Genomic DNA, 24,723 nt, shown 5'->3' with positions numbered 1-24,723 from the left:
CGATAAAGGAGTAAACATGGCAAAGAAAACATCAACGCAATCAGGCAAAGAAACGTCGCAACGCCATTTGTCAACAAAGCCTTCGGATTCGCGGTCTCATCACGAGGCGAATCTGAGCGGGAATCGGCGTGCAGGCAACGGCCCCGCTTCCATGAATAGACGAGGGGCCAAGTCTCACAGAAGGTCGATTCCCGTCATGCCGATGAATATGTCGGAATCAAGCCAGAGCGGGAATCAAGCCCGGTGCGGTCATGGTGACCGGTTCGAGCAGCCAATCCATCTTGATGCCGTGGATGAGGATATGATCGACGCGGCGATATCGCAATGTGCCCCGGAGGTGCTAAAGGATTTGGAGGAAGAGCCTCAAGACGAAGAATTGGAAGCCATGGCGCGGCAGTTGCAACAGTGCAAAATGGAGAAAGGCATCGCCAAAGCGAACCGTGATTGGCTCGACGCTCCTTTTGAAGAATGGAACGACAATCTGTGCAACCATGTACACAACATGTCAAAGCCTCATGCGGTGGCGATCTGTGTGGCCATGGCGGATATGCTTTCCTCTCGCGATGCCCTGATCATGTCATTGGTAGGTGCCACGCATGCGAAAATCGGGGTCAAGGCGATGCTTGATTTGGCGGCCGAACCGCATGATCCGGCCAATGTCATTCGGCTTTACCGGCTGCTTGACGCTGCTTTCAATGACGCCGAGGCGTCGCCCGATCTTGAACGTTGTTCCTGCGGAATCGACATGCTTGCCGATATGTCAGGAATGGTCTGTGGCCGTTTCGAGGTGCAGCCGTTGACCGTGGCGGCATACGGGTCATGGTGGGTGGGCAGCGATGACGCGCTCGACTATGCCCGTGAGGCGCTTTGCCTGGATGAGCAATGTACGCTTGCGCGTATTATCTGCTCTGCGATAAATCAGGGTTTGCGTCCCGCTTGGCAAATGTGAAAACCGAAGAAAGACGTTGTGGGGCCTAGGCTACGTAAGGAGCCACATTTAAAGGAAAAACGAATGGGCATTTTCCTGCTTTTTGATGAAGTCATTTGTTGTCAATGGGAATAATCGTCCTTGTTTGATGGTTGACTTTTATAGTCACAAAAATTGTAATGTGGTGGATTCGCGTCGCTTTATAGGCGTGGAAATATTTTTCATACACTTGAGGAGGGTTCGTTTGGCCAAGAAGGAACAGGCAACAACCGTAGAGTCTGAGCAAAGCGAGGATACCAAGGTTACTCGTAAGTCGAAGGCCACCCGTTCGTCTTCTTCAACTGCGACGCGTAAGGCGAGTGCCAAAACGAAGAAAGCCAAGAAAACCACTGCTTCGAAAAAAACGTCAAAAACGTCAAAAAAGACGAAGAAGGACGAGGAAGTAACCAAGGAAAAGCCGAAGAATCCTGATATCGAAAAGAATTCCGAGGATATTTCGGACGACGACGAACTTCAGGACGCGGATCTCGAGAATGTCGAGGAAGTCGACGAGGACGAGGATTTCGACGATTTGGCCGATGACTCGTCTACCTTGCCAGACAGCGACGAAGACGACGATGACAATTCCGAGGACGACGATGAGGATGAAGGCGACGATGACAGCGCCGCTTCGCACCGCAAGGCCGCCGAGCTGCCGAAGGCCAAGGGCGCGTTCGTGGTCAGCAACAATGACGACGATGATGACAACCTGACCCCTTCCGGCAATCCCAAGCGTCGAGTGGTAGCCGCCGGAGCCACCGCAGATCCCGTCAAGGATTACTTGAAGCAGATCGGCCGTGTGAGCCTTCTGAACGCCGAGCAGGAAGTCGACCTTTCCGAACGTATCGAGGCCGGGCTTTATGCCCAGCACCTGCTCGATACCCAGTCCGAGGGCATGGACTTCAAGCGTAAGCGCGAGCTCAAATGGGCCGCGAACGACGGCAAGAAGGCCAAGGACCATCTGCTGGAGGCCAACCTTCGTCTGGTTGTCTCCCTGGCCAAGCGCTACACCGGTCGTGGCATGCTCTTCCTCGATCTGATTCAGGAAGGCAATCTGGGCCTGATTCGTGCCGTCGAGAAGTTCGACTGGAAGAAGGGCTTCAAGTTCTCCACCTACGCCACTTGGTGGATTCGTCAGGCCATCACCCGTGCCATGGCCGACCAGGCCCGCACCATTCGCGTGCCCGTCCACATGGTCGAGGTCATCAACAAGCTTTCCCGCGTCCAGCGCCAGATGCTGCAGGATTTGGGCCGTGAGCCCACGCCCGACGAACTGGCCCGTGAACTCGACATGCCGGTCGAGAAGGTGCAGGAAGTGCAGAAGTACGGCCGTGAGCCTATTTCGCTGCACACCCCGCTTGGTGAGGATGGTGACTCCGAGTTCGGCGATCTAATCGAAGACACAGATGCCATCGCGCCTAGTGAGGCCGTTGCGTTCTCGCTCTTGCAGGAACAGTTCAAACAGGTGCTTGAGACGCTTTCGCCTCGTGAAGCCGGCGTCATCAAGATGCGTTACGGCCTTGAAGACGGTCAGCCGAAGACCTTGGACGACATCGGTCGCGTCTACGGGGTCACCCGTGAGCGCATCCGTCAGATCGAGTCCAAGACCATGTCGAAGCTGCGCCACCCGTCTCGCTCGCAGACGCTGCGCGACTTCCTTGATCAGTGATTTTCGATGCCCGTCGCTTTTGCGCGGCGGGTTTCCCATATCTGATAGATTCGACGATAAAAGACTTGACGGATTTTGATACCCCGCTTTGTCTATCGTTTCGGCGCATCAATAAGCGGGGTGGCAGCGGTCCTTGCCCTATCTTTTAGAGGGTTATCAGGGCAAGGTTGGCGAGGCTGTTGGGTATGGTGATAACTCGTGGCTAAAAGCTTGAATCTCGTTTGTAAGGTAGGTAGGGAAGCCAATGGTTGAGGAATACAGTGCCAAGAACCTGTCCGTGCTGGAAGGGCTCGACGCCGTGCGCAAGCGGCCTGGCATGTACATCGGCACCACCGACAGCCAGGGGCTCATGCACTGCCTGTGGGAGATCATCGACAACTCCGTCGACGAGGCGCTTGCGGGCGCCTGCGACAAGATCGTGGTCACCCTGCATACCGACGGTTCCATTTCAGTGGCCGACAACGGCCGCGGTATCCCGGTGGACGTCGAGAAGAAAACCAAACTTACCGGCGTCGAGGTCGTGTTGACCAAGCTGCACGCGGGCGCGAAATTCGGCAATTCCTCATACGGTGCCTCCGGTGGTCTGCACGGTGTGGGGTCTTCCGTCGTCAACGCGCTGAGTTCGCGTCTTGACGTCGAGGTCGACCGCAACGGCAAGACCTATCACATGGCCTTTCATCAGGGTCATCCCGGTACCTACGACGACCCGGACGCCGAGCATCGTTCGCCGGACAACAAATTCAAGAAGACCCGTAAGGGCAAGCCCACCGAACTCGAAGTCATCGGCAAGGTGACGCCGAAGACCACCGGTACCCGCATCCGCTATTGGGCAGACCCCGAGATTTTCAACGACACCGCGCGTTTCAGCTACGAGCAGCTCATCGACCGTGTGCGCCAGACCAGCTTCCTGGTGCCGGGATTGAAGATTGTGGTCATCGACGAGAACATTCCCGAAACCGGGGATGTCGCTGTGGACGATATGTTCGAAGTGGACGCCCCGCAACCTGAGGAATCTTCCGCTGGTAACGGTTCGGGTGTGGATGCCGCTAAGACATCTGAAGCGCCTACCTTGGCTTCTGCCTTCGATGATGACGATGATTCTGAGGTTCCATTCGATAATTCCGCGGTTTCGTTCGATGATTCCGAAAATGATGAAGCCAAGGGTGATACGGAATTATCGGAAGATGATGGCGAGACCAACGCGGCTGATGACAACTCCGAGACTCCACAAGTCGATGACAATCATCCATCCGATAAGACTCAAGACGACCATAATGACGGCAATGTTGCGGAAACCAACGCTTCACTGAACGTCGAGACGGACGGCGCGCCGGCACGCCCGCACAAGCGCGTCGAGGAATTCCTGCACACCGGCGGCGTCAAGGACTTCGTCGATTTTCTCTCCCACGGGGAGCCCGTTTCGACGGTCTGGAACATCGCCGGCGACGCCACATACACAGAAGAGACGCAGGCGGTCGATGCCGATGGCGACCTGCACGCCGAGAAGATTAAACGAGACTGCTCGGTCAATATAGCCCTGCGCTGGGTCAACGGCTACGACACGACCATCCGCAGCTTCGTCAACGTGGTGGAGACCCCCGGCGGCGGCATGCACGTCGACGGGTTCCTGCAAAGTATTACGCGTCAGGTGCGCAAGGCCGTCGAAGCCAATGCCCGCAAGCTCAAGGTCAACCTCAAGGATTCCAAAAACAAGGTCGAGCGCGACGACATCCTCGCCGGCCTCGTCGCCGTGGTCACCGTGCGCATCGCCGAACCGCAGTTTCAAGGCCAGACCAAGGACGTGCTCGGCACCGCTCCGGTTCGCCCCATCGTCGCCAGAATGACCGACAAGCAGTTCGGTGAGATGATCAACGGGTCGCGACGCGGCTTCAAGGAACAGTCCGGACGAGTGCTTGAGAAGATTGTGGGCGAGATGCACGCCCGCATCCAGGCACGCAAGACCAAAGAGGTCACCCGCCGCAAGAACGCGCTCGAATCCGCCTCCATGCCCGCCAAGCTTTCCGACTGCCAGCCGGGCAACGACGACGTGGCCGAACTGTTCATCGTCGAGGGTGATTCCGCACTCGGCACTGCGAAGGCTGCCCGCAACTCTGGTTTCCAGGCGCTCCTGCCGATTCGCGGCAAGATCCTGAACGTGCAGAAGGCCAGCATGACCCAGATTCTCGCCAACAAGGAATGCTCCGCGATCATCCAGGTCATCGGTGCTGGCTCCGGCGCAAACTTCGACGTCACGCAGACCCGCTACGACAAGGTCATCATGATGACCGATGCCGACGTCGATGGCGCGCATATCCGCATCCTCCTGCTGACGCTGTTCTACCGCTTCATGCGCCCGCTTATCTCGCACGGCCATGTCTACGCCGCCGTGCCGCCGCTGCACCGCATCGCGCTGACTGGCAAACACAAGGGCGAGTTCATCTACACCTATTCCGACGACGAGCTGGCCGGCAAACTCGCCGACCTCGACAAAAAGGGCATCGCCTACAACCCCGACGTGCAGCGCTACAAGGGCCTGGGCGAGATGGACGCCGACCAGCTGGCCGACACCACCATGGACCCGCGCACCAGAATGCTGCGCCGCATCTCGATGGAGGAGGCCGAGGACGCCAGCGGCATCTTCACCTTGCTCATGGGCGACGAGGTGCCGCCACGTCGCCAGTTCATTGTTGACAACGCCGATGATTTCGACCGCACCAAGATCGACACCTGATAGCGATTGCAACAGTCCCTTGCCCTTATCGTAACAATTGCGGTATGGGCAGGTTTTATATAACCAAGATTCGTTGTGTTTATTGCCTTTCTTGGCTATCGAATATCCCATATCGTGAGAAAAGCTTACTTGGTGATTTCCCATTCGTCCCCACCCGTGTGAGAGAATGAAAACGTTGTCTTTGATCCGGTTCACCATCTACCAGGTCTGGAATCGCAGTCATGACCCAAAGGAGTTATCGTGACCAATCTGCTGCTGGCCGTCATCTATCTGGCGTTCATTTCACTGGGACTGCCAGATTCCCTGCTCGGTGCCGCGTGGCCGAGCATGCGCCCGCAGATGGGTGTGCCGCTTTCCTGGGTCGGCGGCATTTCGATGATCATTTCCGGCGGAACCATCGTCTCGGCCCTGCTTTCCGACCGCATGACTCTGCGGTTCGGCACCGGCAAACTGACTGCCGCCTCGGTCGGCTTGACCGCAGTGGCGCTTTTTGGTTTCTCCGTGGCACCCAACTACTGGGTGCTTGCGCTGATCGCGATTCCTTACGGCCTCGGTGCCGGAGGCGTGGATGCGGCCCTCAACAACTACGTGGCCATCCATTACGCGAGCCGACACATGAGCTGGCTGCACTGCATGTGGGGCATCGGAGCCTCGGTAGGCCCCTACATCATGGGATTCGCGCTTTCCAACGGTCAGGGCTGGCCATGGGGCTATCGTTACATTTCAATTATTCAGATTGTGCTCACCATCATCATCGTCTTCTCCCTGCCGTTGTGGAAAAACCGCAACGATGTGCCGGCGACAGGTTCCGAGCAGAACGAGGATAAAGCCCCGGTGGACGCGGTCGAGGCTGTTTCCGAGGCTGAGACTGAAGCTGCGGCCGACACCAAGGCCGAAAACAAAGCAGAGGCTGAGCCTAAGCCCGTCAAGCCGCTGGGCGTGCGCGGGGTGCTTGCCATCCGCGGCGCCAAAGAGATTCTGGTAATGTTCTTCTGCTATTGCGCCATCGAGACTACTTCGGGGCTCTGGGCGTCAAGCTACATGGTCGGTCACGACAGCATCAGCAAGGTCACCGCGGCAAGCCTCGCGAGCTTGTTCTATCTGGGCATTACCGCAGGTCGCGCGCTGAGCGGATTCATGACCATGAAGTTCGACGACCCGACAATGATTCGCATCGGTCAGGCCGTTCTGGGCCTGGGCATCATCGTCATGCTCATCCCATTGCCGGGGCATGCGGCCACTGTTGTCGGCTTGGTGCTGATCGGGCTGGGATGCGCACCGATCTATCCCTGCGTCATTCATTCCACCCCGGCCTATTTCGGTGTGGAGCGTTCGCAAGCGATTGTCGGGGTGCAGATGGCTTGCGCCTATGCCGGTTCCATGATCATGCCTCCCGTGTTCGGACTGATTGCGCAACATATCTCTATCGCCTTGTATCCGTGGTATCTGTTGGTGTTGCTGGTGCTTATGGTTGTCATGCACGAGATGCTGCGACGCAAGGTAGGTCATCAGGCCTGATGCTTGGTCGGCAACGTCTTGAGGCGTTGCGATAATCGAACATATGTACGAATGTCTGAATCTGTTTTCGACGCCTACCATGGCGTGGTTCAGGCATGCGTTTCCCGCGCCCACCGATGCCCAGCAAGAGGCTTGGCCGCATATCAAAGCCAAGGAAAATGTCTTGGTGGTCGCGCCCACCGGTTCCGGCAAGACATTGGCCGCGTTCCTTTCCGCCATCGACGGATTGATTGGGGAGTCGGGCAATCCAGACAAATCCAATAAGCCTGGTGTCAAGGTGCTTTATATTTCGCCGTTGAAGGCGCTGGGAGCCGATGTTGAACGCAACCTGAGGGTTCCGCTGGAAGGTATAGCAGCCGAGTGCGTTACGCAAGGTTTGAAGCCACCTGATATCGACGTGGCGATTCGTTCGGGGGACACTACTGCCAAGGAACGCCGTCGCATTGCCGCTCATCCGCCGGATATTTTGATTACCACTCCGGAATCGCTGTATCTGCTCCTGACGTCGAAAGCCCGACGCATCCTCAAAGGCGTCGAAACCGTAATCGTCGATGAGGTTCATGCGCTCGCCGCCACCAAACGCGGGGCGCATCTGGCATTGAGTCTGGAACGCCTTGATTTGCTGGCCGGCCGAAAAGTGCAGCGTATCGGGCTTTCGGCCACGGTCAATCCGCCGAAGGAAGCCGCGTTCTTTCTGGGCGGCGACCAGCCGGTTGCAATCGTTGATGCCGCTGACCCGGTGCACATGGATCTGAAAATAGTCGAACCTGTTGCGGACATGGGCGCGTTGGGCACATCGTCCGACGACGAAGGCGGGTTTCATGTTGGCGGCGCCAATAAGAATAATACAAATACTGCTGGGAGTGCTCAAGGTCATGAAGGCTCTGGCCACATCAGTGGCGTAAGTCCCGCCATGCGTGCCTTGGCTGAAGCCCGCAAAAATTCGTCAAGTAGCGAATCTGATACACAGCAAGACCGATATCACAATACGGGAACGTATGGTGGCGTTTCCGGCAATTTCGGCGGATCCGACCAGAGTGTGAATCCGATGCCTGTTTTGGCTTCGGGTTTCGATGCATCGAATACCGATAGTTCGGAAGGATTCAGGCAATCCGGGACACCGAAATCCATTTCAAAGTCAGGATTTACTTCTGCAGGCAGCGGCACCAAGTCCGATAATACCGATGTGCTATCGACCAGACATGGCGACTATTCCTCGCCGACTGCCTCCGCCTCGCACTCCATCTGGCCGGCGGTCGAGCGCAGTATCCTCGACGAAATTCTGAGCCATCACAGCACGCTTGTTTTCGTCAATTCACGGGGGTTGGCCGAACGGCTCACAGCGCGTATCAACGATTTGTACGCTGAAACCGTGTGTGGCGTAGAAGTCGACAATCGTTCCTACGGCGACGGCAAGCATTACGATTCCGTCGTCGGTTCCTCCACGTCGCTTGTTGGTTCGCACCCGAAAAGCGAGACCATCGCCATGGCCCACCACGGATCCGTTTCCAAGGAACGGCGCAAAGTCATCGAGGAAGATCTGAAGCACGGCCGTCTGCGTTGTGTGGTTGCCACCAGCAGCCTTGAACTCGGCATCGATATGGGTTCGGTCGATATGGTCATCCAAGTCGCCCCGCCCTTGTCCGTTTCGTCCGGCTTGCAGCGCGTCGGAAGGGCCGACCACCGCGTTGGCGGGGTTTCGCACGCGCTGTTCTATCCGTTGACCCGTCAGGAATTGATTACTTCCACGGCGACTGTGGAAAGCATGAGGCGCAGTGAGATCGAGCCATTGGCCGTACGCCATAATCCGCTCGATATTTTGGCTCAGCAGACGGTTGCTTCAGCAGCGATGGATGACCTCAAAACCGACGATTGGTATGCCGCTGTGCGTCGCACTGCGCCGTTTGCCAAGCTTTCGCGCGATATGTTCGATAACGTCATCGGTATGCTCACCGGTGCTTACAATTCCGAGGAATTTTCGGCGTTCCGGCCACCGCTGCAACTCAATGCCGAACAAGGTATCATCTCCGCACGCCCCGGAGCCCAGCGTCTGGCCGTCACCAGTGGTGGCACCATTCCCGACCGTGGAACCTATACCGTCGTCCTACCCGAAGCCGATGCCGGATCGGGCCGCAAGAAGGTGGGAGAGCTCGACGAGGAGATGGTCTACGAATCCCGCGTCGGCGACGTCATCACGCTTGGCACCTCGACCTGGCAGATCGACGAGATCACCAACGACCGTGTGGTGGTCACCCCGGCTCCCGGACGAACCGCGCGTCTGCCGTTCTGGCACGGGGAGGGGCCCGGACGCGACGCAGGTTTCGGTGCGTTGCTGGGTGCGTTCGTCCGTGAGGTCGGCAATGGTTTGATATCGGCATCGTCATCGACTTCGGATATATCACAATCTAATAGCGACAATGCCGAGCCACATTTCGATGCTGTCACCGAAAACCGCTTATGTGACAACGGTTTGGACGACAATGGCAGAGCCAATCTTGCCCGCTTACTCTCTGAGCAGAAAGCCGCCACGGGAGCGCTGCCCACCGACAAAACCATCGTCATCGAACGTTGCCAGGACGAGGAAGGGGACTGGCGTATCATCCTGCATTCCCCGTTTGGCCGGCGTGTGCACGAACCGTGGGCGCTGGCCATCACCAACCGACTCAAGCGTAAGTATGGCTTCGACGGGCAGACCTATGCCACCGACGACGGTATCGTGGTGCGGTTGCCTGAGCAGGACAGCCATGTCAGCGCCGCCGAGCTCTTCCAGTTCGACGCCGACGAGCTGCTGCGGGATGTGGAAGAAGAGATCGGCGACTCGGTGCTTTTCGCGACCAGGTTCCGTGAATGTGCCGCGCGCTCGCTTTACATGCCGAGGATGAATCCCGGCAAGCGCGTGCCGTTGTGGCAGCAGCGTCTGCGTGCTTCGGAACTGTTGGCCGCGGCCAAGACCCAGCACAATTTCCCGCTGGTCTTGGAAACAGCCCGCGAGTGCTTGCAGGATGTCTACGATTTGCCCGCGTTGAAGCGGCTGATGACCGACATCGACGACGGCAAAATCGAAGTCAAGGACGTCGAGACGCAAAGTCCCTCGCCGTTCGCGCAGAACCTGCTATTCGGTTTCGTAGGTTCGGTGATGTACGAATATGATTCGCCGCAGGCCGAACGCCGTGCCTCGCTTCTGGCGATGGATCCGGAAGTCTTGGAAGAGCTTCTTGGCAGCGGGCATATCGCCGATGTCCTCGATCCGAAGGCCATCAAGCAGGTCGAGGAAGAGCTGAGCCATCGGCAGTTCTGGAATGAGCTGGAGCCTGATGACGTCAGCGGCAGAATGGTGCGGTTCGCCAAAACGCATGGGCCGTTCACGGCGGATCAGGCCGTGAAGGAACTTGGCTTGGACGCCGCCACGGTGGTTCATGAGCTCGATGATCTGAAGGCCCGAGGCGTGCTTATGACTGGCGAGTTTGTCAAAGACCTGTCAAATCCGCAATATCTGCACCGCGAGGTGTTCCGTCGCATCCGCTCGCGCTCGCAGACGCTGACACGCAAATCCTTGAAACCTGCCAATCCTGAGATCTATCAGTCGTGGCTGCTGGTTCGGCAGGGGATTGGCACGAAAGCCAGCGAAAGTACTTTTGCGCATGGTTTTGGCGATAAACGGCATCTGACTGGTGATGAGCGGACAGCTAATGGTGAGGCAATCGAAGATATGCCGTCGGAGATTCAGACTGCCTGGCCGCGCTTTACCGGAACAGATGGCCTGTTGCGTGTCATCGAGCAGCTGGAAGGCATGCCGTTGCCGGCCGTGATGTGGGAGTCATCAGTATTTCCCGCTAGAGTGCCGGATTTTACCTCATCGTTGCTTGACGAGCTGCTTTCGTCCGGTGAGATTATTTGGGTGGGCTCTAAGGATGAAAACTTATCCACTAGTCCGGAATCGGCCACAAAGCCTGGCAAAATCGCGTTCTATCTTGCTGATTCGCCCTTACTTGGCAACGTTGGTGCCGATGTCGATGATGATGATAGCGATTCGGCCGGTAACGGCATCATGGCTGCATTGGGACTTGGAGGCTCCTATCGTGCAGAGCAGCTGGAACATCAATGGCAGCTTCAGGGTGGAGACAAACCGGAGGAGGTCGTGAACCCTCTGACCGGAGAGGTGAGAATGTCATCTGTCGGCGACTCCGGTTTCGAACGTGCAGTGTGGTCATTGGTGTGGCGAGGGCAGGTCACCAATTCGTCGTTCGCCCCGGTTCGCGCATTGCTGCAAAATGGTAGCGGTTCTCAAGCTTCGCGTCGTTTATATGCAAGAGCATCAATGAGCCGTCATCGGCTATACGGCCGCGCGCGGGTTGAACGGCGCCCGCAATTGCCGGGAACATTGGCCGGTCTCTGGTCGGCTGTGCCGCAATCGCAAGATGTAAGTCCGGAACAACGTGCCGTCACGCAGGTCGAAACGCTGCTTGACCGTTATGGCATCATCGCACCGCCTCTGATGGATATGGATCCGGAAGACTTGAGTTTTTCGGATATCTATCCGGTTTTGAAACAGATGGAAGCCACCGGCACGTTGGTGCGGGGCATGTTCGTTCGAGGTCTTTCTGCGGTTCAATTTGCAGAACGTACCACAATCGACCAATTGCGTCAGTGGCGCGTGCAAGATGCCCCGCTTGCGGTGGCGTTGGATGCCGCCGACTCAGCCAGTCTCGCTGGTGGCACCGTGGCATGGCCGTCGTTAAACACGCCCGACGGTTTAGCTGGTATCGCCCATAACGGCAGCGCCGAAATCAATCAGGAGAACGATTCGACTGCTGTCAAATCTGCCAGCATTGACACTGCTCAAGCGATAAGAGATTCGCAAGAAGGTGAAGGGAAACACGTGCCAAGCAAGCCGTCGGTTCAGTCGAACGATAGCCAGCCTGCCAGTACCAGCGTCGGGGCCAAGCATAAGCGTGCGAAGCCAGTTCAACCAATGCGCAAGGTTGGTTCCATGGTCATCTTCATTGAAGGTAAACCGATACTTTACGCCGTCCCGTCCAGCCATCATCTGCTGTGTTTCAAGGCCACTGATTTCGAGCTGCAACGCGCTATCACCCAGTTGGCCGATACCTTGCGCTCACAATATGAATCAGGCCGGCGAACCGGCAACAAACGCGGCAGCGTCACCTTCCGCGATGTCAACGGCGAACAGTTAACCGCTTTGAATCACTACACGCAGCTATTGCGCACCGCTGGTTTCACGCCCTCCCCGCAAGGCATGAAACTCTATCGGTAATCATAAATGGATAATTGGCAGGCAACCGAAAATGGCCGGAATTGAGTATCCATTGAGTTTGTGATATCGTTACGAACATCATTCTGGTACATGCAACTGGTGGTGTGTGTACTGTAAACGGCACCGTAATACTATTGAAGAAGATGGTTAAGGTGTCGGTAATTCTGCCTTCTATCAAAAATATGTTCTGTATGGGCAAGATGGCTGAAGCTGCTGCGGTATGCAATTCTCATTTGGAAGTATTGGCAAAAAATTGCGATGTTGGAACTTGCCGGTCGCGAATGGAAAATGCAATTGCGAGCGGCCACAATGCCGGTCTGGCGCAGGATAAGGCAATTTCGGTTGTCAAAACGGTCGGGGTCGGTAGCGATGACGAGTGAGGATCGTGGTTATTCGCTGCTGCTTGTCGTCGTGGTCACCGGAATGACGACCTATATGCTCTATCCGTTGATGACTGTCCAGTTGCTGAAACAGGGGTTTGATGCCGCTAACGCCGGCCTCATTCTCGGTGTACTGTCCGGGGTCGGCCCGTTGTGTTCGTCGGTCTGCGGGCAGGTCATGTCGAGAACCGGGGCGAAGCCCATCGCGGTCGCTGGTCTTGCCTTGCGTGCCGGCGGGTTGGCCGTGTTCGCCACCAATGCCACGTTGCCTGTTTACTTGGTGTGTTCCGCTGCGGCGTCGCTGGGAAGCAGCAGTGCCAGCCTGGCGGTCAAAACGGAACTGATGCGCCGCGCCACATCGCGTAGGATGGTGACCTTGCGATCGATGGCCGTGAACTCGGGCGCATTGGTGGGCCCAGCGGTCGGCGCTGGCCTGTTTGCGCTGTTGGGGTTCAGGCGTCTGGTATTCGTATCGATTGCGCTGTATGCCGTTCTTGCGCTGCTGATGACCTTGCTGAGATTCAGTCCGCCAGAGGAGGAATCGCGCAAAGCATCCAAGAATTCATCGATTGCGCAAGACCGGCGTGAGCAGGGCCGGAAGCTGTTCGGCCGTGACAGCGCCTTCCCGATTCTGCTGGTGTTGACTTTTATCTACTGGACCGTCTATGCGCAGTGGTCGTTGGTCGTGCCCATCGGTTCCTACGCGGGGTTCCATACGCAGACTGCGTCCAATGCGGTGTATATGGGCAATGCGGTCTTCATCCTTCTTTTGCAATATCCCTTGCTGGTGCATGCGCTCGGCAAAGTGAGGGACACGACGATTCTGCTTTTGGGATTCGCGTGCTTTGTGTGCGCGTTCGGTGTCTTGCTGGCTCCGACCAATGCGCTGCAGGTCGTGGTTTTCGCCCTGTCTTTCAGCCTTTCGGAGCTGTTGATCAGTCCGACACTTGACCTGTTGACGGGGAAGATCCGTGCTGCGGGTTCTATGTTGGCGCGTGCGTACGGATGGACCAGCACATTCTCCGGCATTGCGTCATTGTTGGGTTCGTGGGTTGGTGGATGGCTCATCAAGGTGTGCAACGGAATTTCCGGAGTGTCGCTTCTCTGTCTGCCTCTTGCGGCTTGCTCACTGCTGCTGATTGTGTCGTTCAAAAAGAAAGAGCCTTCATTATGACAATTTGTGCTTTCATATAAAACCCTAACGGGATAGGAGTGTTGCATAGGTGGTCATCGAAAAATAATGTGGTCGCAATCTGGATGGAAAATTCAGATTGCGACCACATGGATGATTAATCCACTTTTATGCCACGTATTCGATAGGTGCGGGGAGATCCACACCTGAAGCGTCGCGGCGCATGTCCGGCTTGGGCAGTTCGACGGGTGTTCCGCCGGAGGTGCTGGCGTATAGCGGATAGGTGCCGATGGCGGCGCAGGTCAGAATGTTCTGGCCCTTGAGGAAGCGCTGCGAACGTACGCCGCCGGTGCCGCGTCCCTTGGTCGGGTACATCTCCAGCGGGGTCACCTTGGCCGCTCCGGTTTCGGTTCCGGGCAGGGCCGCGTCATCGCCGGCCACGGTGAGTACGACGGCTCCGGAGGCCGAATACAGGCCGTTTTCGCCTTCATCATAAGTCCAGGCGATCTTGCCGGCCGGAACGACGTTGAAGGCCACGACATGCTGTCCGTCGGCCAACCTGATGCCGTTCATGCCACCTGCGGTACGTCCCTGTGGGCGCACGACATTGGCTTCGAAGGTCAACAGCGAGGAATCGGAAGAGATGAAGACGATACGGTCGTCATCGGCTGCGGGCGCCGCGAATACGACGGTGTCTCCGTCCTTCAAGTCGATAACGGGCCAGGAGTCCATGGTGCTGGGAGATTCGCGGTTCCAGCGCTTGACGATGCCCTTGCGGGTACCGATGGCCAGCGGGGTGGTGGCGGCATTGGAGCTGCTAGCATTGCCGTCGCGCGAATCCGCGGATTCGGCCTTGCCGGAAACATCGCTCATGGCGATGGCTGCTACGACATGTTCGCCCGAAACAGGCTCGGTGCTGGTGGTCATACCGAGCAATTCGTCGGCGTTCACGCCGCCGGAAACATTGAGATTTTCGTTTGCGGGCAGTGACGGCAGATCGGCAACATGGGCCAGAACCAGACGACCTGCAGAGGTAATGAGCCCGTAGCTGGAAAGCGTTGTGCTGGCGAAAATGGAGACGATTTGGTCATCGTGTGCACGCTTCCCGTTGGCCTCACGTGTCTGCCAAAGGTCAACGGCGCTCGGCGAGGTGCGGGCGATGAGCCCGGTGGCGCTGAGCATCACGGTGCAAGGTTCGTCATCCAGCCGCAGTGCTGCGGTTGCTTCCTCGACCTTGCCGGCCTTCTTGGCTTTCTTTGCGGCTTCAACGTCCTGTGCCGCTTGGGAAATAGTGTTCTCCACGCGGATGGCGGCCAAGGCGGAGGAATCCGGATTGGCGCTGGCGCTATCGGCAGCAGTTCCGGATGAAGCCAGCGAACGCACCGGCGTCAGGCTACCGTCCTCGTGACGTTCGAGCAGTACCGTGCGGCGCGGGTCGCCCCACTTTTCCACGGCTTCGTCCATTTCGGAAACGATGACCTCATCAAGCCGTTCGCCCGAGGCAAGGATGGCATTGAGCTCGTCGATCTGCTTTTTCAAGTCGTCCTGCTCTGCCTCAAGCTCGATACGGCTCATCTTGGTAAGTCTGCGCAGACGAAGGTCGAGAATATATTGTGCTTGGATCTCGTCCAGGTCGAAGACGGCCATGAGTCGAGTCTTGGCGGCGTCGGCGTTGTCGGAGGTGCGAATGACCTGGATGACCTCGTCGATGTCGACCATCGCCAGCAGCATGCCTTCGACCAAGTGCAGCCGTTCCTGCGCCTTGCGCAGCCGGTATTCGCTGCGCCGGTGAATGACGTTGCGCCGGTGCTCCACCCAGACTTCGAGCATCTCCTTCAAGCCCATGGTGTGCGGCCGGCCGTGCACCAGCGCCACGTTGTTCATGGTGAAGTTGTCTTCCAGCGGCGTGTTCTTGAAGAGCTGGGCGAGCACGGCATTGGGGTCGAAACCGGTTTTGATTTCGATGACGATGCGAGTGCCGTTGTGCCGATCGGTCAAGTCGATGGCACCGGAAACACCTTCGATATGGTGGTTCTTCACGCCTTCCGAAATGCGTTCGAGCACACGTTCCGGGCCGACCATGAACGGCAGTTCGGTCACCACGATGGCCTTCTTGCGTGCGGTCACGTTTTCGATGTGGGTGGCTGAGCGTGTGGTCAGCGTTCCGCGTCCGGTTTCGTAGGCTTCACGGATGCCGTCACGTCCGATGATGATGCCGCCGCCCGGCCAGTCCGGCCCGGGCACATAGTCCATCAGTTCGTCAAGCGTGGCGTCGGGGTGCTTCATCAGGTATTTCGCGGCGGCGACCACTTCGCCGAGATTGTGCGTGGCCATATTGGTGGCCATGCCCACCGCAATGCCGGAAGCGCCGTTGACAAGCAAATTCGGGATGGCGGCCGGCAGCACGTCCGGTTCCTTCAACTTGTTGTCGTAGTTGGGGGAGAAATCAACGGTATCTTCATCGATATCCGCATTCATTCCCAATGCAGCAGGAGCAAGCCGTGCTTCGGTGTAACGCGAGGCCGCCGGTCCGTCGTCAAGCGAGCCGAAATTGCCGTGCCCGTCCACCAGCGGCAGACGCATGGCGAACGGCTGCGCCAAACGCACCATGGCCTCGTAAATGGAGGAGTCGCCGTGCGGGTGCAGCTTGCCCATCACCTCGCCGACGGCGCGGGCGGATTTCATATAAGGCTTGTCGGGGGTCAGGTTCATCTGGCCCATCTGGTAGATGATGCGTCGCTGCACCGGTTTGAGGCCGTCGCGCGCGTCGGGGAGTGCTCGCGCGTAAATCACCGAATAGGCGTACTCAAGGAATGATTTGCTCATTTCCTCGTCGAGCGGCGTTTCGACGATGTTCTCCTTGACCGTGTGCGGGTCATAGGCTGGTTTGGCCGTTTTGCGACGTTGAGCCATACTGAAAAGCACCTCTATCTGCTAAAAGACAATCCGCTTTATCATACCGGTTGCCCTTGTCGAGGTTTTGGATTGCTGGGCAGCCTCACGTTTTTTAATGAGATAAAAATTTTGTCAGCTTAAACGTGTTGTATTAATCCATGAATCGTTGAAATCATTGAAGTTGCAGGTTATAGGGGATGTGCGGTTTTGTTCGCTTGACTCATAGAATTTCGATGGGACACATTTTTGTGAACCTCGCTTTTCGGCGCGCGGTGATTCAATGGAGTCATGAGTGTTGAAGTCGAGCCAATGGATGAACTGCTGAAATTCCGCCGAATCGATGCGTATGGCAGCTCTCGTCATATTTCGGCGGTTCTGCCGGCTTTGAGCGCCGTCATCGGGCACCCGATGTCGACTTCCATTCATCCCGACCCGGAGGCCGCGAGGGTGGCTTTGGGCTTTCCCAAAGCCGAGTCAGCGGTCATCGTCTTGGTGGATGGTTTGGGTTTCTGGAACCTCGCCATGCGTGCCGGGCACGCCCCGTATCTGCGCGGTCTGATGAACCAGAAATGTAATGCAAATCCGATAGCGACCTGTATCCCGAGCACCACGCCGATTGTCATGGGCGCTTTCGGCACTGGTACTTGCCCGGGTATGACCGGCATGACCGGCTTCACCCAACGCAATCAGGAAACGGGGGAGGTATGCCAGCTTATCAGCTTTGCCGGCGCTCCCGATCCGCAGGATTTGCAACAACAGCCCACGATTTTCGAACGTCTTGTCGCGGATGGTGTGCGCGTCACCAGCGTGGGTTTGCCGAAATTCGCCCATTCGGCTCTCACTCGTGCTGCCTTGCGAGGCCCGGAATATCAGGGATCGCGACATGAGGAGCTTCGTGTGCGTGCCGCTGCCAAAGCCGCCGCCAAACCCGGAATTACGTATTACTATATTGACGATGTCGACAAGGCCGGTCATCACTATGGTCCGTTCAGCGAGGAATGGGCCAGCGCCTTGGAAAATACGGATGAACAGCTGCAGGCGTTGAGACGTGGGTTGAAACCCGGCACCCTGATGGTGGTTGTCGCCGATCATGGCATGGTCGAGGTCGATTTCGAGCACCAGATCGATATCGCGAATCGGGAGAATCTGACGCGTGACGTCGCCTTGGTCGCCGGTGAACCTCGTATGACAATGTTGTATGCCGAGCCCAATACGGATATCGATGCCATGGCCGGGCGTTGGCGGCAAGAACTGGGCGATCGTGCGGAGGTCCTCACCCGCGACGTTGCCGTTGAACAAGGTCTTTACGGCAACGTGGAGGCTCGAGTGCGGCCATTGATCGGCGATGTGCTCGTTTGCGCGAAAGGCAACGCCACTATCGTGGATTCACGCACTCAGAGCGAGGGGGCAATGGGGCTCAAAGGCGTTCATGGCTCGCTGACCCATCTTGAGCGCGAGATTCCGTCCCTGATTGATGTCGCATAATTTTTGATTGACCTCGCTTGATTGCCATGGTCGTCTTGGCTGTGGCAATCGTTGCGTCTTGGCTGGATTGGCCTGATACCTCTTTGTAATTGATCGGATGATCTGCTTTGATCGCTGGTAATCGCCTTTTATCAGCGGCTTGGGGAAATTATTCGCCGAAGAGGATCTCGTCCCAGCTGGGTACGGCGGAACGACCGGACTTGCGCTTGCCGTGTTTGCGATCGTCCTGATTCTTGCCGCCGTTCGTCTCTTGCATACTTTGCTGAGCATTGGCAACGGGGGAGATGGCTGAGTTGCCGTTCTCCGTCTGTCGCATGGAATCGTTGTTGAACGGGGTAAACATCTGAGGTTGTGCCGTTGGGGTTCGATCGGGTAGCGGCAACGACAGGGCATCGACCGGCACTGTTGCGTTTGTGGCGGAATCGGGCGCTGAAGCGGTAGGCAAAGACGGTTGCGGATTGGCGGTCGGTGCAGGGTATGGCAACGATACCGGATCAGGGCCGGCGGAGTTTTCTCGTTTCTGCCCCGTATGGCCATAATCGGTTGCAATTCGTGAACCAGCCGTTTGAGGCGTATCATTTTCCGTCGTTTCCTGCATCGATGCCACGGTGCTGGCAATTCGCGCGGAACGTACGGAGTCGCCGGGCAGGGACTGGCTTGTTGCAAATTCGGCAGTGGTCATCGCCTCATCACTGTTTCCGCTCATGGATGTTTGAGGTGTTGCCGCAGCGGATTCCCCGGAATTTTCGCCTGATTGTTCCGAACCGCTGTTTTGCGCCGTTGCCTCCTGCGCTGCGTCATTGGACTCATCGGCGCTCCGAGCCGTTTCCCCCTCACCAAGCAATATCTGCGCCGCCGCATTCTGGCATTCCACGGTGTTGTCGTGCATGTTCCATGTCCACTCGGCCCGTATGCGATTGCGCTGGGTGCTGAATGTTGCCGTAATCAGCCAGGGTTCGCGTCCTCGGCGTGTCGCGCCCCACTTGACGGATTCCATGCCGATGCGAGCGGCCGCGAGTGTGCGGGCGATGAGCTCTTCGACGGAATGGACCTTGCTTCCTTTCGGCGCGGAAACCGCGAGGAACTGCTCGATGGCGTATTGTTTTTCCGTCTCGACCGCGGCCGAAAAACGCCGTACCAGCGCCTGGCTGAGTCCGTATTTCTCAGCGACTTTGTCGGGTTGCGCACCGGCACGGATAAGTGCCTGAATGCTTGAAATTGGTAGGGTTTGCGCCATTCCGGGGTTACTCGCTTCGTCGGTCTCGCTTAAGATCTGACGGGCCTCCAAAATGGCGTGTTCCAGTGTGTCATCCACCGGTATCCGGAACTTCAATCCTTTCGATACGAATACGAGCTCGCCGTCTTCGTCGACATGGTCGAACCGAGCATCCGCAACTGAACTGATTGACATGCGAGCACCACTTTCCTGCAGGAAATAAAACTACGAGAATTTTACTTTATTCCATTATGTCCCTCGTGTCGTACTTTACGAATTTGTTAAATCGTGTATCCTTTTGCCCGTAAAACACATTTGTGACGTGGATGCCATCGGTATAAGATACCGTGAACCAACAAGAAAGGACCGCGAGATGGCTCAGGATTATGATTCTCCTCGCAACAAGGACGAGGACGAGGAATCCCTTCAGGCGTTGAGCAAGAGCAACCGGGATTCAGCCGAGGACATCGACGACGACGAGAACGCCATCGCCGAGGACTATGAGCTGCCCGGTGCGGACCTGAGCAATGAGGATTCTTCGGTGACCGTCATCCCCATGCAGGGTGACGAATTCATCTGCTCGGAGTGTTTCCTCGTCAAACACCGCAGCCAGCTTGACCACATGGGCGCCAACGGCCCGGTGTGCAAGGAGTGCGCCGCCTGATGGCCTACGCCGAAAGCTACAACGAACCGGAAAACGTCGAGGTGCTGCTGAAGGCCGATGCCGATGGGAACGTGCCTGCCCTGCGTTACGCACATGCGGGCGACGCCGGTGCCGATTTGACCTGCACGCAGGACGTTGAGCTCAAGCCGTTTCAGCGTGCCTTGGTGCCCACGGGCGTTTCCATTGCGCTCCCCAACGGTTACGTCGGCCTTGTACACCCGCGTTCGGGTCTGGCGGTGAAGATGGGGTTGACGGTTTTGAACGCGCCGGGCACCATCGATGCCGGATACCGTGGCGAAATCAAGGTTCCTCTGATTAACCTCGACCCTGAGCACACGGCGGTTTTGCACGCCGGGGACCGCATCGCGCAGCTGGTTATCCAACGTTACGTCGAGGCGAGGTTCGTCCCCGCCGCAACGTTGCCGGGCAGCGATCGGGCCGAGCGGGGCTTCGGTTCCACCGGGATGGCCAGTATTTAGTGTGGGCCGTCCTCCAATCAGATAGAATGAACGCAGATACGGTGATGGGAGCGGGCATGGGCGATACGGTTTCGGACAACAATTCGGCGAGGATACTGGGCTGCGAGATCAGCACGGACCCGCTTGACCCGCTGCAGCCCATCGTGCGCGCCTGCCGTGCGCATCATCCCGACGCCGACCTTTCAATCCTCGAACGCGCCTACCGCAGGGCCGTCTGGCAGCACCGCAACCAGCGTCGCCGTTCTGGTGAGCCTTACATCATTCATCCTCTGGCTGTCGCCCAGATTCTTGCTGATCTTGGCATGGGCTCGTTGGTTGTTGCCGCAGGATTATTGCACGACACCGTCGAAGATACGGATTACACGCTTGACGATTGTCGTGCCGAATTCGGCGATACCGTCACCGGCTTGGTCGACGGGGTCACGAAACTGACCAACATGGAGGTCGGCGATTCGGCGCAGGCCGAGACCATCCGCAAGATGGTGGTGGCCATGAGCCGCGATGTGCGTGTGCTCGTCGTCAAACTGGCAGACCGTCTTCATAACGCCCGCACCTGGCGTTATGTCAAGCCTTCCAACGCACAGCGCAAGGCCCGCGAGACCCTCGATGTCTATGCGCCTCTGGCCAACAGGCTCGGCATGAACGCCATCAAGACGGAACTTGAGGAACTGAGCTTCAAGGTCCTTTATCCGAAGATCTACAACGAGATCGTCGTGCTTGTCAACCGTCGTGCCGGCCAGCGCGACGTCTACCTCAAGCAGATCATCAGCGAGATCAACGAGGACCTTGCCGATCAGCACATCAAGGCCACCGTCACCGGCCGGCCGAAGGACTATTTCTCGATCTATCAGAAGATGATCGTGCGCGGCCACGATTTCTCCAACATCTACGACCTGGTCGGCGTGCGCATCATCGTCGACACCATTCAGGACTGCTATGCGGTGCTTGGCGCCGTCCACGCCCGCTGGAGCCCGATTCCCGGCAGGTTCAAGGACTACATCGCCATGCCGAAGATGAACATGTATCAGAGCCTGCACACCACGGTTGTCGGCCCCGGCGGCAAGCCCGTCGAGATTCAGATCCGTACCTGGGACATGCACCGGCGCAGTGAATTCGGCATCGCCGCCCACTGGAAGTACAAGGAAAACGGGCAGGCCGGACGAAAGCTCAGCGAACCGGACAAGGGCGACCGCAAACGTGAAAGCGAAGAAAACCAGGACTTAAGCGAGGCCGACAACCTCAAGTGGATCCAACAGCTGGCCGATTGGACCAGCGAGACACCGGATTCCAACGAATTCCTCGGTTCCTTGAAAGAGGATCTGGGCAGCGCCGAAGTCTACGTCTTCACGCCGAAAGGCAAGATCATCTCCTTGCCGGCCAACGCCACACCTGTCGATTTCGCCTACGCTGTGCATACCGAAGTGGGCCATCGCACCATGGGCGCGCGCGTCAACGGCCGCCTCGTCCCGCTCGACACCGTGCTCGAAAGCGGCGATACCGTTGAGGTGCTTACCTCCAAGTCGGAGACCGCCGGACCTTCGCGTGACTGGCTGAGCTTCGTCAAGAGCCCGAAGGCGCGCAATAAGATTCGTCAGTGGTTCAGCAAGGAACGCCGCAGCGAGGCCATCGACGAAGGCCGCGACGAGCTCACCCGTGCGATGCGCAAGCGCAGCCTGCCGGTCTCGAACCTTTTGACCCCGCAGGCGCTGGTCGGTGTGGCCGACGAGCTCAACTTCGACAACGCCGATGCCGTGTTCGCCGCCATCGGTGACGGTCAGGTCTCCACGCAGAACGTCATCTCGCGCCTGGTCAAGGACGCCGGGCAGGACGAGGTCGAAGAGGACGTTGAGCAGGAGGCGCTGCCCCTGAAGCACGCCGAACGCCGCCGCGACACCAACAAGCTCGGCATTTCGGTCAAGGGCGTGGAAGGCGTGTGGGTCAAGCTGGCCCGCTGCTGCACTCCTGTTCCCGGTGACAAGATTCTCGGCTTCATCACCAAGAACGAGGGCGTTTCGGTGCATCGTGCCGACTGCCAGAATATGCTCAACCTGAAGAAGCAGCAGCCGGACCGTGTGGTCGAGGTCGCCTGGACCAGCGCCAAGGGCCTCTTTATGGTCAAGATCCAGGTGGAGGCGCTTGACCGCCCGCATCTCTTGAGTGACGTCACCCAGGTGCTTTCCGACCATGGCGTCAACATCATCAATGCCACCGTCGCCACCGGTTCTGATCGCGTGGCCACCAGCCAGTTCTCCTTCGAAATGGCCGATCCGCAGCACATGAACACGCTGTTGAGTGCGGTGCGTAAGATCGACGGCGTCTTCGACGTCTATCGCCTCACCGGTGCCAAGGATTCCGCCGTCCCGCACATGCGCAAGATGTAGCATCATTTATCGCTACGTAGCGAAAGTCCCTCGCCATCAGATTAGTGAATGGTGAGGGACTTATTGTTATTGAATCAAGAACCTACTTTACGACTTCAACGGAGACGATGCCCGCCGGTTCCAGCGGCATGTCGTTGCCGTCGGTAGGCAGGTTCTGCAGGCGGTCGACCACGGACTTGCCGGCGTCATCCGCCACCTCGCCGAAGATGGTGTGGTGGCCGTTGAGCCACGGGGTCGGCACGGTGGTTATGAAGAACTGCGAACCGTTGGTTCCATGTGGCTGGCCGTCGCGCCCGCGGCGCAGTCCTGCGTTGGCCATCGCCAGCTTGTAAGGCTGGTCGAAGTTGAGGCCGTCGGCGAACTCGTCGTCGAATTCGTAGCCCGGGCCGCCGGTGCCGTTGCCCAGCGGGCAGCCGCCCTGAATCATGAAATCCTTGATGATGCGGTGGAAGGTGAGTCCGTCGTAGAAGGGCTCGTGCGACTTCTCGCCGGTTTCGGGGTTGGTCCATTCCTTTTCACCGGTGGCCAGACCGATGAAGTTCTTGACGGTTTTCGGCGCTTTGTCGTCGAAGAGGTTCAGGACGATATCGCCCTCTGTGGTATGCATGATTACATTGGTCATGAGGTTTATTTTCCCACCGTGTTAGGACGAGCGCGTCATTGCAGTGCTATACAAGATGTCCGGAAACACTGAATTTCTAACCGTTATTGTACTGGTTATAACGAATGTCAATAGGTCTTTCTGGCCTTTGCGTTGTGTCGAAAGCGTAAGTGCAGGTATGGTTGCCACAGCACAACCATCGAAATGAGGGAACAACATGACATCATCCAACGATCACAACAACGCTGGCAATGCGAGCGAAAAATCACCTTTATCGACCGACGGTTTCCAAGGCCCGCAGGAACCGGTGCGGGTGAACCATACCGTGCGTAACGTCATCATCGCGGCCGTGGTCGTCGTGCTGGTTGTCGTGCTCGCCTTCTTCGGTTACCGGGGATTCGCCGGCAAGAAAGCGGCTGCGACCAAAGGCAGCGAATCCAATCCGATCAAGATCGGCGTGGTCGGCGTCACCAGTCCTGAATGGCCGATTTTCAAGGCCGAAGCGCAAAAGCAGGGTATCTACGTCAAATTGGTGGATTTCCAGGATTACACTTCCGAGAACCCTGCGCTCGATTCCGGCGATCTCGACTTGAACGAGTTCCAGCACATTCTTTACCTTGCCGATTACAACGTCAAGAATCACAAGAATCTGCAGCCTATCGGCGGCGTCGCCGTCTACCCGCTGGGTATCTATTCCAGCAAATACAAGGATGTCAAAGACATTCCGGCCGGCACCACGGTTCCCGTGCCCAATGACGAGACCAACCAGGCCCGCGCTCTCGGTGTGCTCAAATCCGCCGGGCTGATCAAACTCAAGCACGCATGGACCGCGTTCACCACTCCGGCTGACATCGACACCGCCGCCTCGAAGGTGAAAGTTCTTCCGCTCAAGGCCGAGCAGGTCGCCAATTCGTTGAAGGACCCGCAGGTTTCGGCCGGTGTCATCAACAACGATTACGTCAAGGACGCCGGTCTCAAGGCCAATGACGCCATCTATCGTGACAGCGCCGAGACCAAAGAGGCAAGGCCCTACATCAACATTTTCGTGGCACGAAAAGCCGAAGCCAACAATCCCACGTACCTGAAGCTGGTGAAGATCTTCCATTCCAAGCAGGTGTCCGCAGGTATTATGAAGAAATCGGATAACAGCGCGTCTCTGGCCAGCAAATACAGTGCCGAGCAGCTGCAGGGCTTCCTACGGGATGTCGAGAAGGACGCCAAGGCCAAAGACTGATGTTGTTTTCAGTCGATCCAGCCGATTGGCAGCTTGTTTCGCTGCCGATCGGCTCGGTAGATACTCAGACAGGAATTTAAACAGGAACGCAGCAAC

14 protein-coding genes and 1 pseudogene are annotated in these 24,723 nt (G+C 57.5%); 12 read left to right on the top strand and 3 right to left on the bottom strand.

Going from position 1 to position 24,723, the window contains the following annotated elements; genetic code table 11:
- Positions 1 to 16: 16 nt before the first annotated feature.
- The 7 genes and pseudogenes from OZX67_RS06395 to OZX67_RS06365 all read left to right on the top strand — a co-directional run bounded on the left by OZX67_RS06395 (position 17) and on the right by OZX67_RS06365 (position 13,714).
- Positions 17 to 949: a hypothetical protein gene (locus tag OZX67_RS06395; protein ID WP_277141874.1), complete on the top strand. Its 933-nt coding sequence runs from the start codon at positions 17 to 19 to the stop codon at positions 947 to 949.
- A gap of 223 nt (positions 950 to 1,172) precedes the next feature.
- Positions 1,173 to 2,636 carry an RNA polymerase sigma factor gene (locus OZX67_RS06390; protein WP_277141873.1) on the top strand — a complete coding sequence of 488 codons (1,464 nt, stop codon included), beginning with the start codon at positions 1,173 to 1,175 and terminating at the stop codon, positions 2,634 to 2,636.
- A gap of 244 nt (positions 2,637 to 2,880) precedes the next feature.
- The gene (locus OZX67_RS06385) at positions 2,881 to 5,367 is read left to right on the top strand and encodes a DNA topoisomerase IV subunit B (RefSeq protein ID WP_277141872.1); all 2,487 of its coding nucleotides are present in this window, start codon (positions 2,881 to 2,883) and stop codon (positions 5,365 to 5,367) included.
- A gap of 240 nt (positions 5,368 to 5,607) precedes the next feature.
- On the top strand, positions 5,608 to 6,885 hold the full coding sequence (locus OZX67_RS06380; protein ID WP_277141871.1) for an MFS transporter: 1,278 nt from the start codon (positions 5,608 to 5,610) through the stop codon (positions 6,883 to 6,885).
- Positions 6,886 to 6,928: 43 nt separating this feature from the next.
- Positions 6,929 to 10,498, top strand: a pseudogene (locus OZX67_RS06375) (DEAD/DEAH box helicase); the annotation flags it as partial.
- Between the two features lie 1,805 nt (positions 10,499 to 12,303).
- Entirely contained in the window at positions 12,304 to 12,540 is a 237-nt protein-coding gene (locus OZX67_RS06370; protein WP_277141870.1) for a hypothetical protein, read from the top strand.
- Positions 12,530 to 13,714, top strand: a complete 1,185-nt coding sequence (locus OZX67_RS06365) for an MFS transporter (protein WP_277141869.1) — start codon at positions 12,530 to 12,532, stop codon at positions 13,712 to 13,714. The genes OZX67_RS06370 and OZX67_RS06365 overlap by 11 nt, the downstream gene beginning before the upstream one ends.
- 126 nt (positions 13,715 to 13,840) lie before the next feature.
- Here the strand turns inward: OZX67_RS06365 and OZX67_RS06360 are convergent, their stop codons facing one another.
- Entirely contained in the window at positions 13,841 to 16,585 is a 2,745-nt protein-coding gene (locus OZX67_RS06360; protein WP_277141868.1) for a DNA topoisomerase IV subunit A, read from the bottom strand.
- A 270-nt stretch (positions 16,586 to 16,855) separates the two neighbouring features.
- On the opposite strand from OZX67_RS06360, the gene OZX67_RS06355 reads away from it, so the two are divergent.
- Entirely contained in the window at positions 16,856 to 18,052 is a 1,197-nt protein-coding gene (locus tag OZX67_RS06355) for a nucleotide pyrophosphatase/phosphodiesterase family protein (RefSeq protein ID WP_277141867.1), read from the top strand.
- Between the two features lie 148 nt (positions 18,053 to 18,200).
- Here OZX67_RS06355 and sepH read toward each other — a convergent pair whose 3' ends face one another.
- Entirely contained in the window at positions 18,201 to 19,463 is a 1,263-nt protein-coding gene (gene sepH, locus OZX67_RS06350; protein ID WP_277141866.1) for a septation protein SepH, read from the bottom strand.
- A gap of 178 nt (positions 19,464 to 19,641) precedes the next feature.
- On the opposite strand from sepH, the gene OZX67_RS06345 reads away from it, so the two are divergent.
- The 3 genes from OZX67_RS06345 to OZX67_RS06335 are packed head-to-tail and all read left to right on the top strand — an operon-like array spanning position 19,642 to position 22,792.
- A complete protein-coding gene (locus OZX67_RS06345) occupies positions 19,642 to 19,932 on the top strand; it encodes a DUF4193 domain-containing protein (protein WP_277141865.1) in 291 nt (96 codons plus the stop codon).
- Positions 19,932 to 20,411 (top strand): dUTP diphosphatase, encoded by a 480-nt coding sequence (dut, locus tag OZX67_RS06340; RefSeq protein WP_277141864.1) that lies wholly within the window; start codon positions 19,932 to 19,934, stop codon positions 20,409 to 20,411. Before OZX67_RS06345 ends, dut begins: the two co-directional genes overlap by 1 nt.
- A gap of 56 nt (positions 20,412 to 20,467) precedes the next feature.
- The gene (locus tag OZX67_RS06335) at positions 20,468 to 22,792 is read left to right on the top strand and encodes a bifunctional (p)ppGpp synthetase/guanosine-3',5'-bis(diphosphate) 3'-pyrophosphohydrolase (protein ID WP_277144972.1); all 2,325 of its coding nucleotides are present in this window, start codon (positions 20,468 to 20,470) and stop codon (positions 22,790 to 22,792) included.
- Positions 22,793 to 22,874: 82 nt separating this feature from the next.
- Here OZX67_RS06335 and OZX67_RS06330 read toward each other — a convergent pair whose 3' ends face one another.
- The gene (locus OZX67_RS06330) at positions 22,875 to 23,414 is read right to left on the bottom strand and encodes a peptidylprolyl isomerase (protein WP_277141863.1); all 540 of its coding nucleotides are present in this window, start codon (positions 23,412 to 23,414) and stop codon (positions 22,875 to 22,877) included.
- A gap of 196 nt (positions 23,415 to 23,610) precedes the next feature.
- Here OZX67_RS06330 and OZX67_RS06325 point away from each other — a divergent pair, with 196 nt between their 5' ends.
- Positions 23,611 to 24,627: a MetQ/NlpA family ABC transporter substrate-binding protein gene (locus tag OZX67_RS06325; protein WP_277141862.1), complete on the top strand. Its 1,017-nt coding sequence runs from the start codon at positions 23,611 to 23,613 to the stop codon at positions 24,625 to 24,627.
- The last annotated feature ends 96 nt before the right edge of the window (positions 24,628 to 24,723 follow it).

The sequence above is a fragment of the Bifidobacterium sp. ESL0728 genome (genome assembly GCF_029392015.1).
In the GTDB taxonomy this organism is placed as follows: domain Bacteria; phylum Actinomycetota; class Actinomycetes; order Actinomycetales; family Bifidobacteriaceae; genus Bifidobacterium.
The sequence above is the reverse complement of the archived record's forward strand: the minus strand, read 5'-3'. Positions and strand labels throughout refer to the sequence as shown.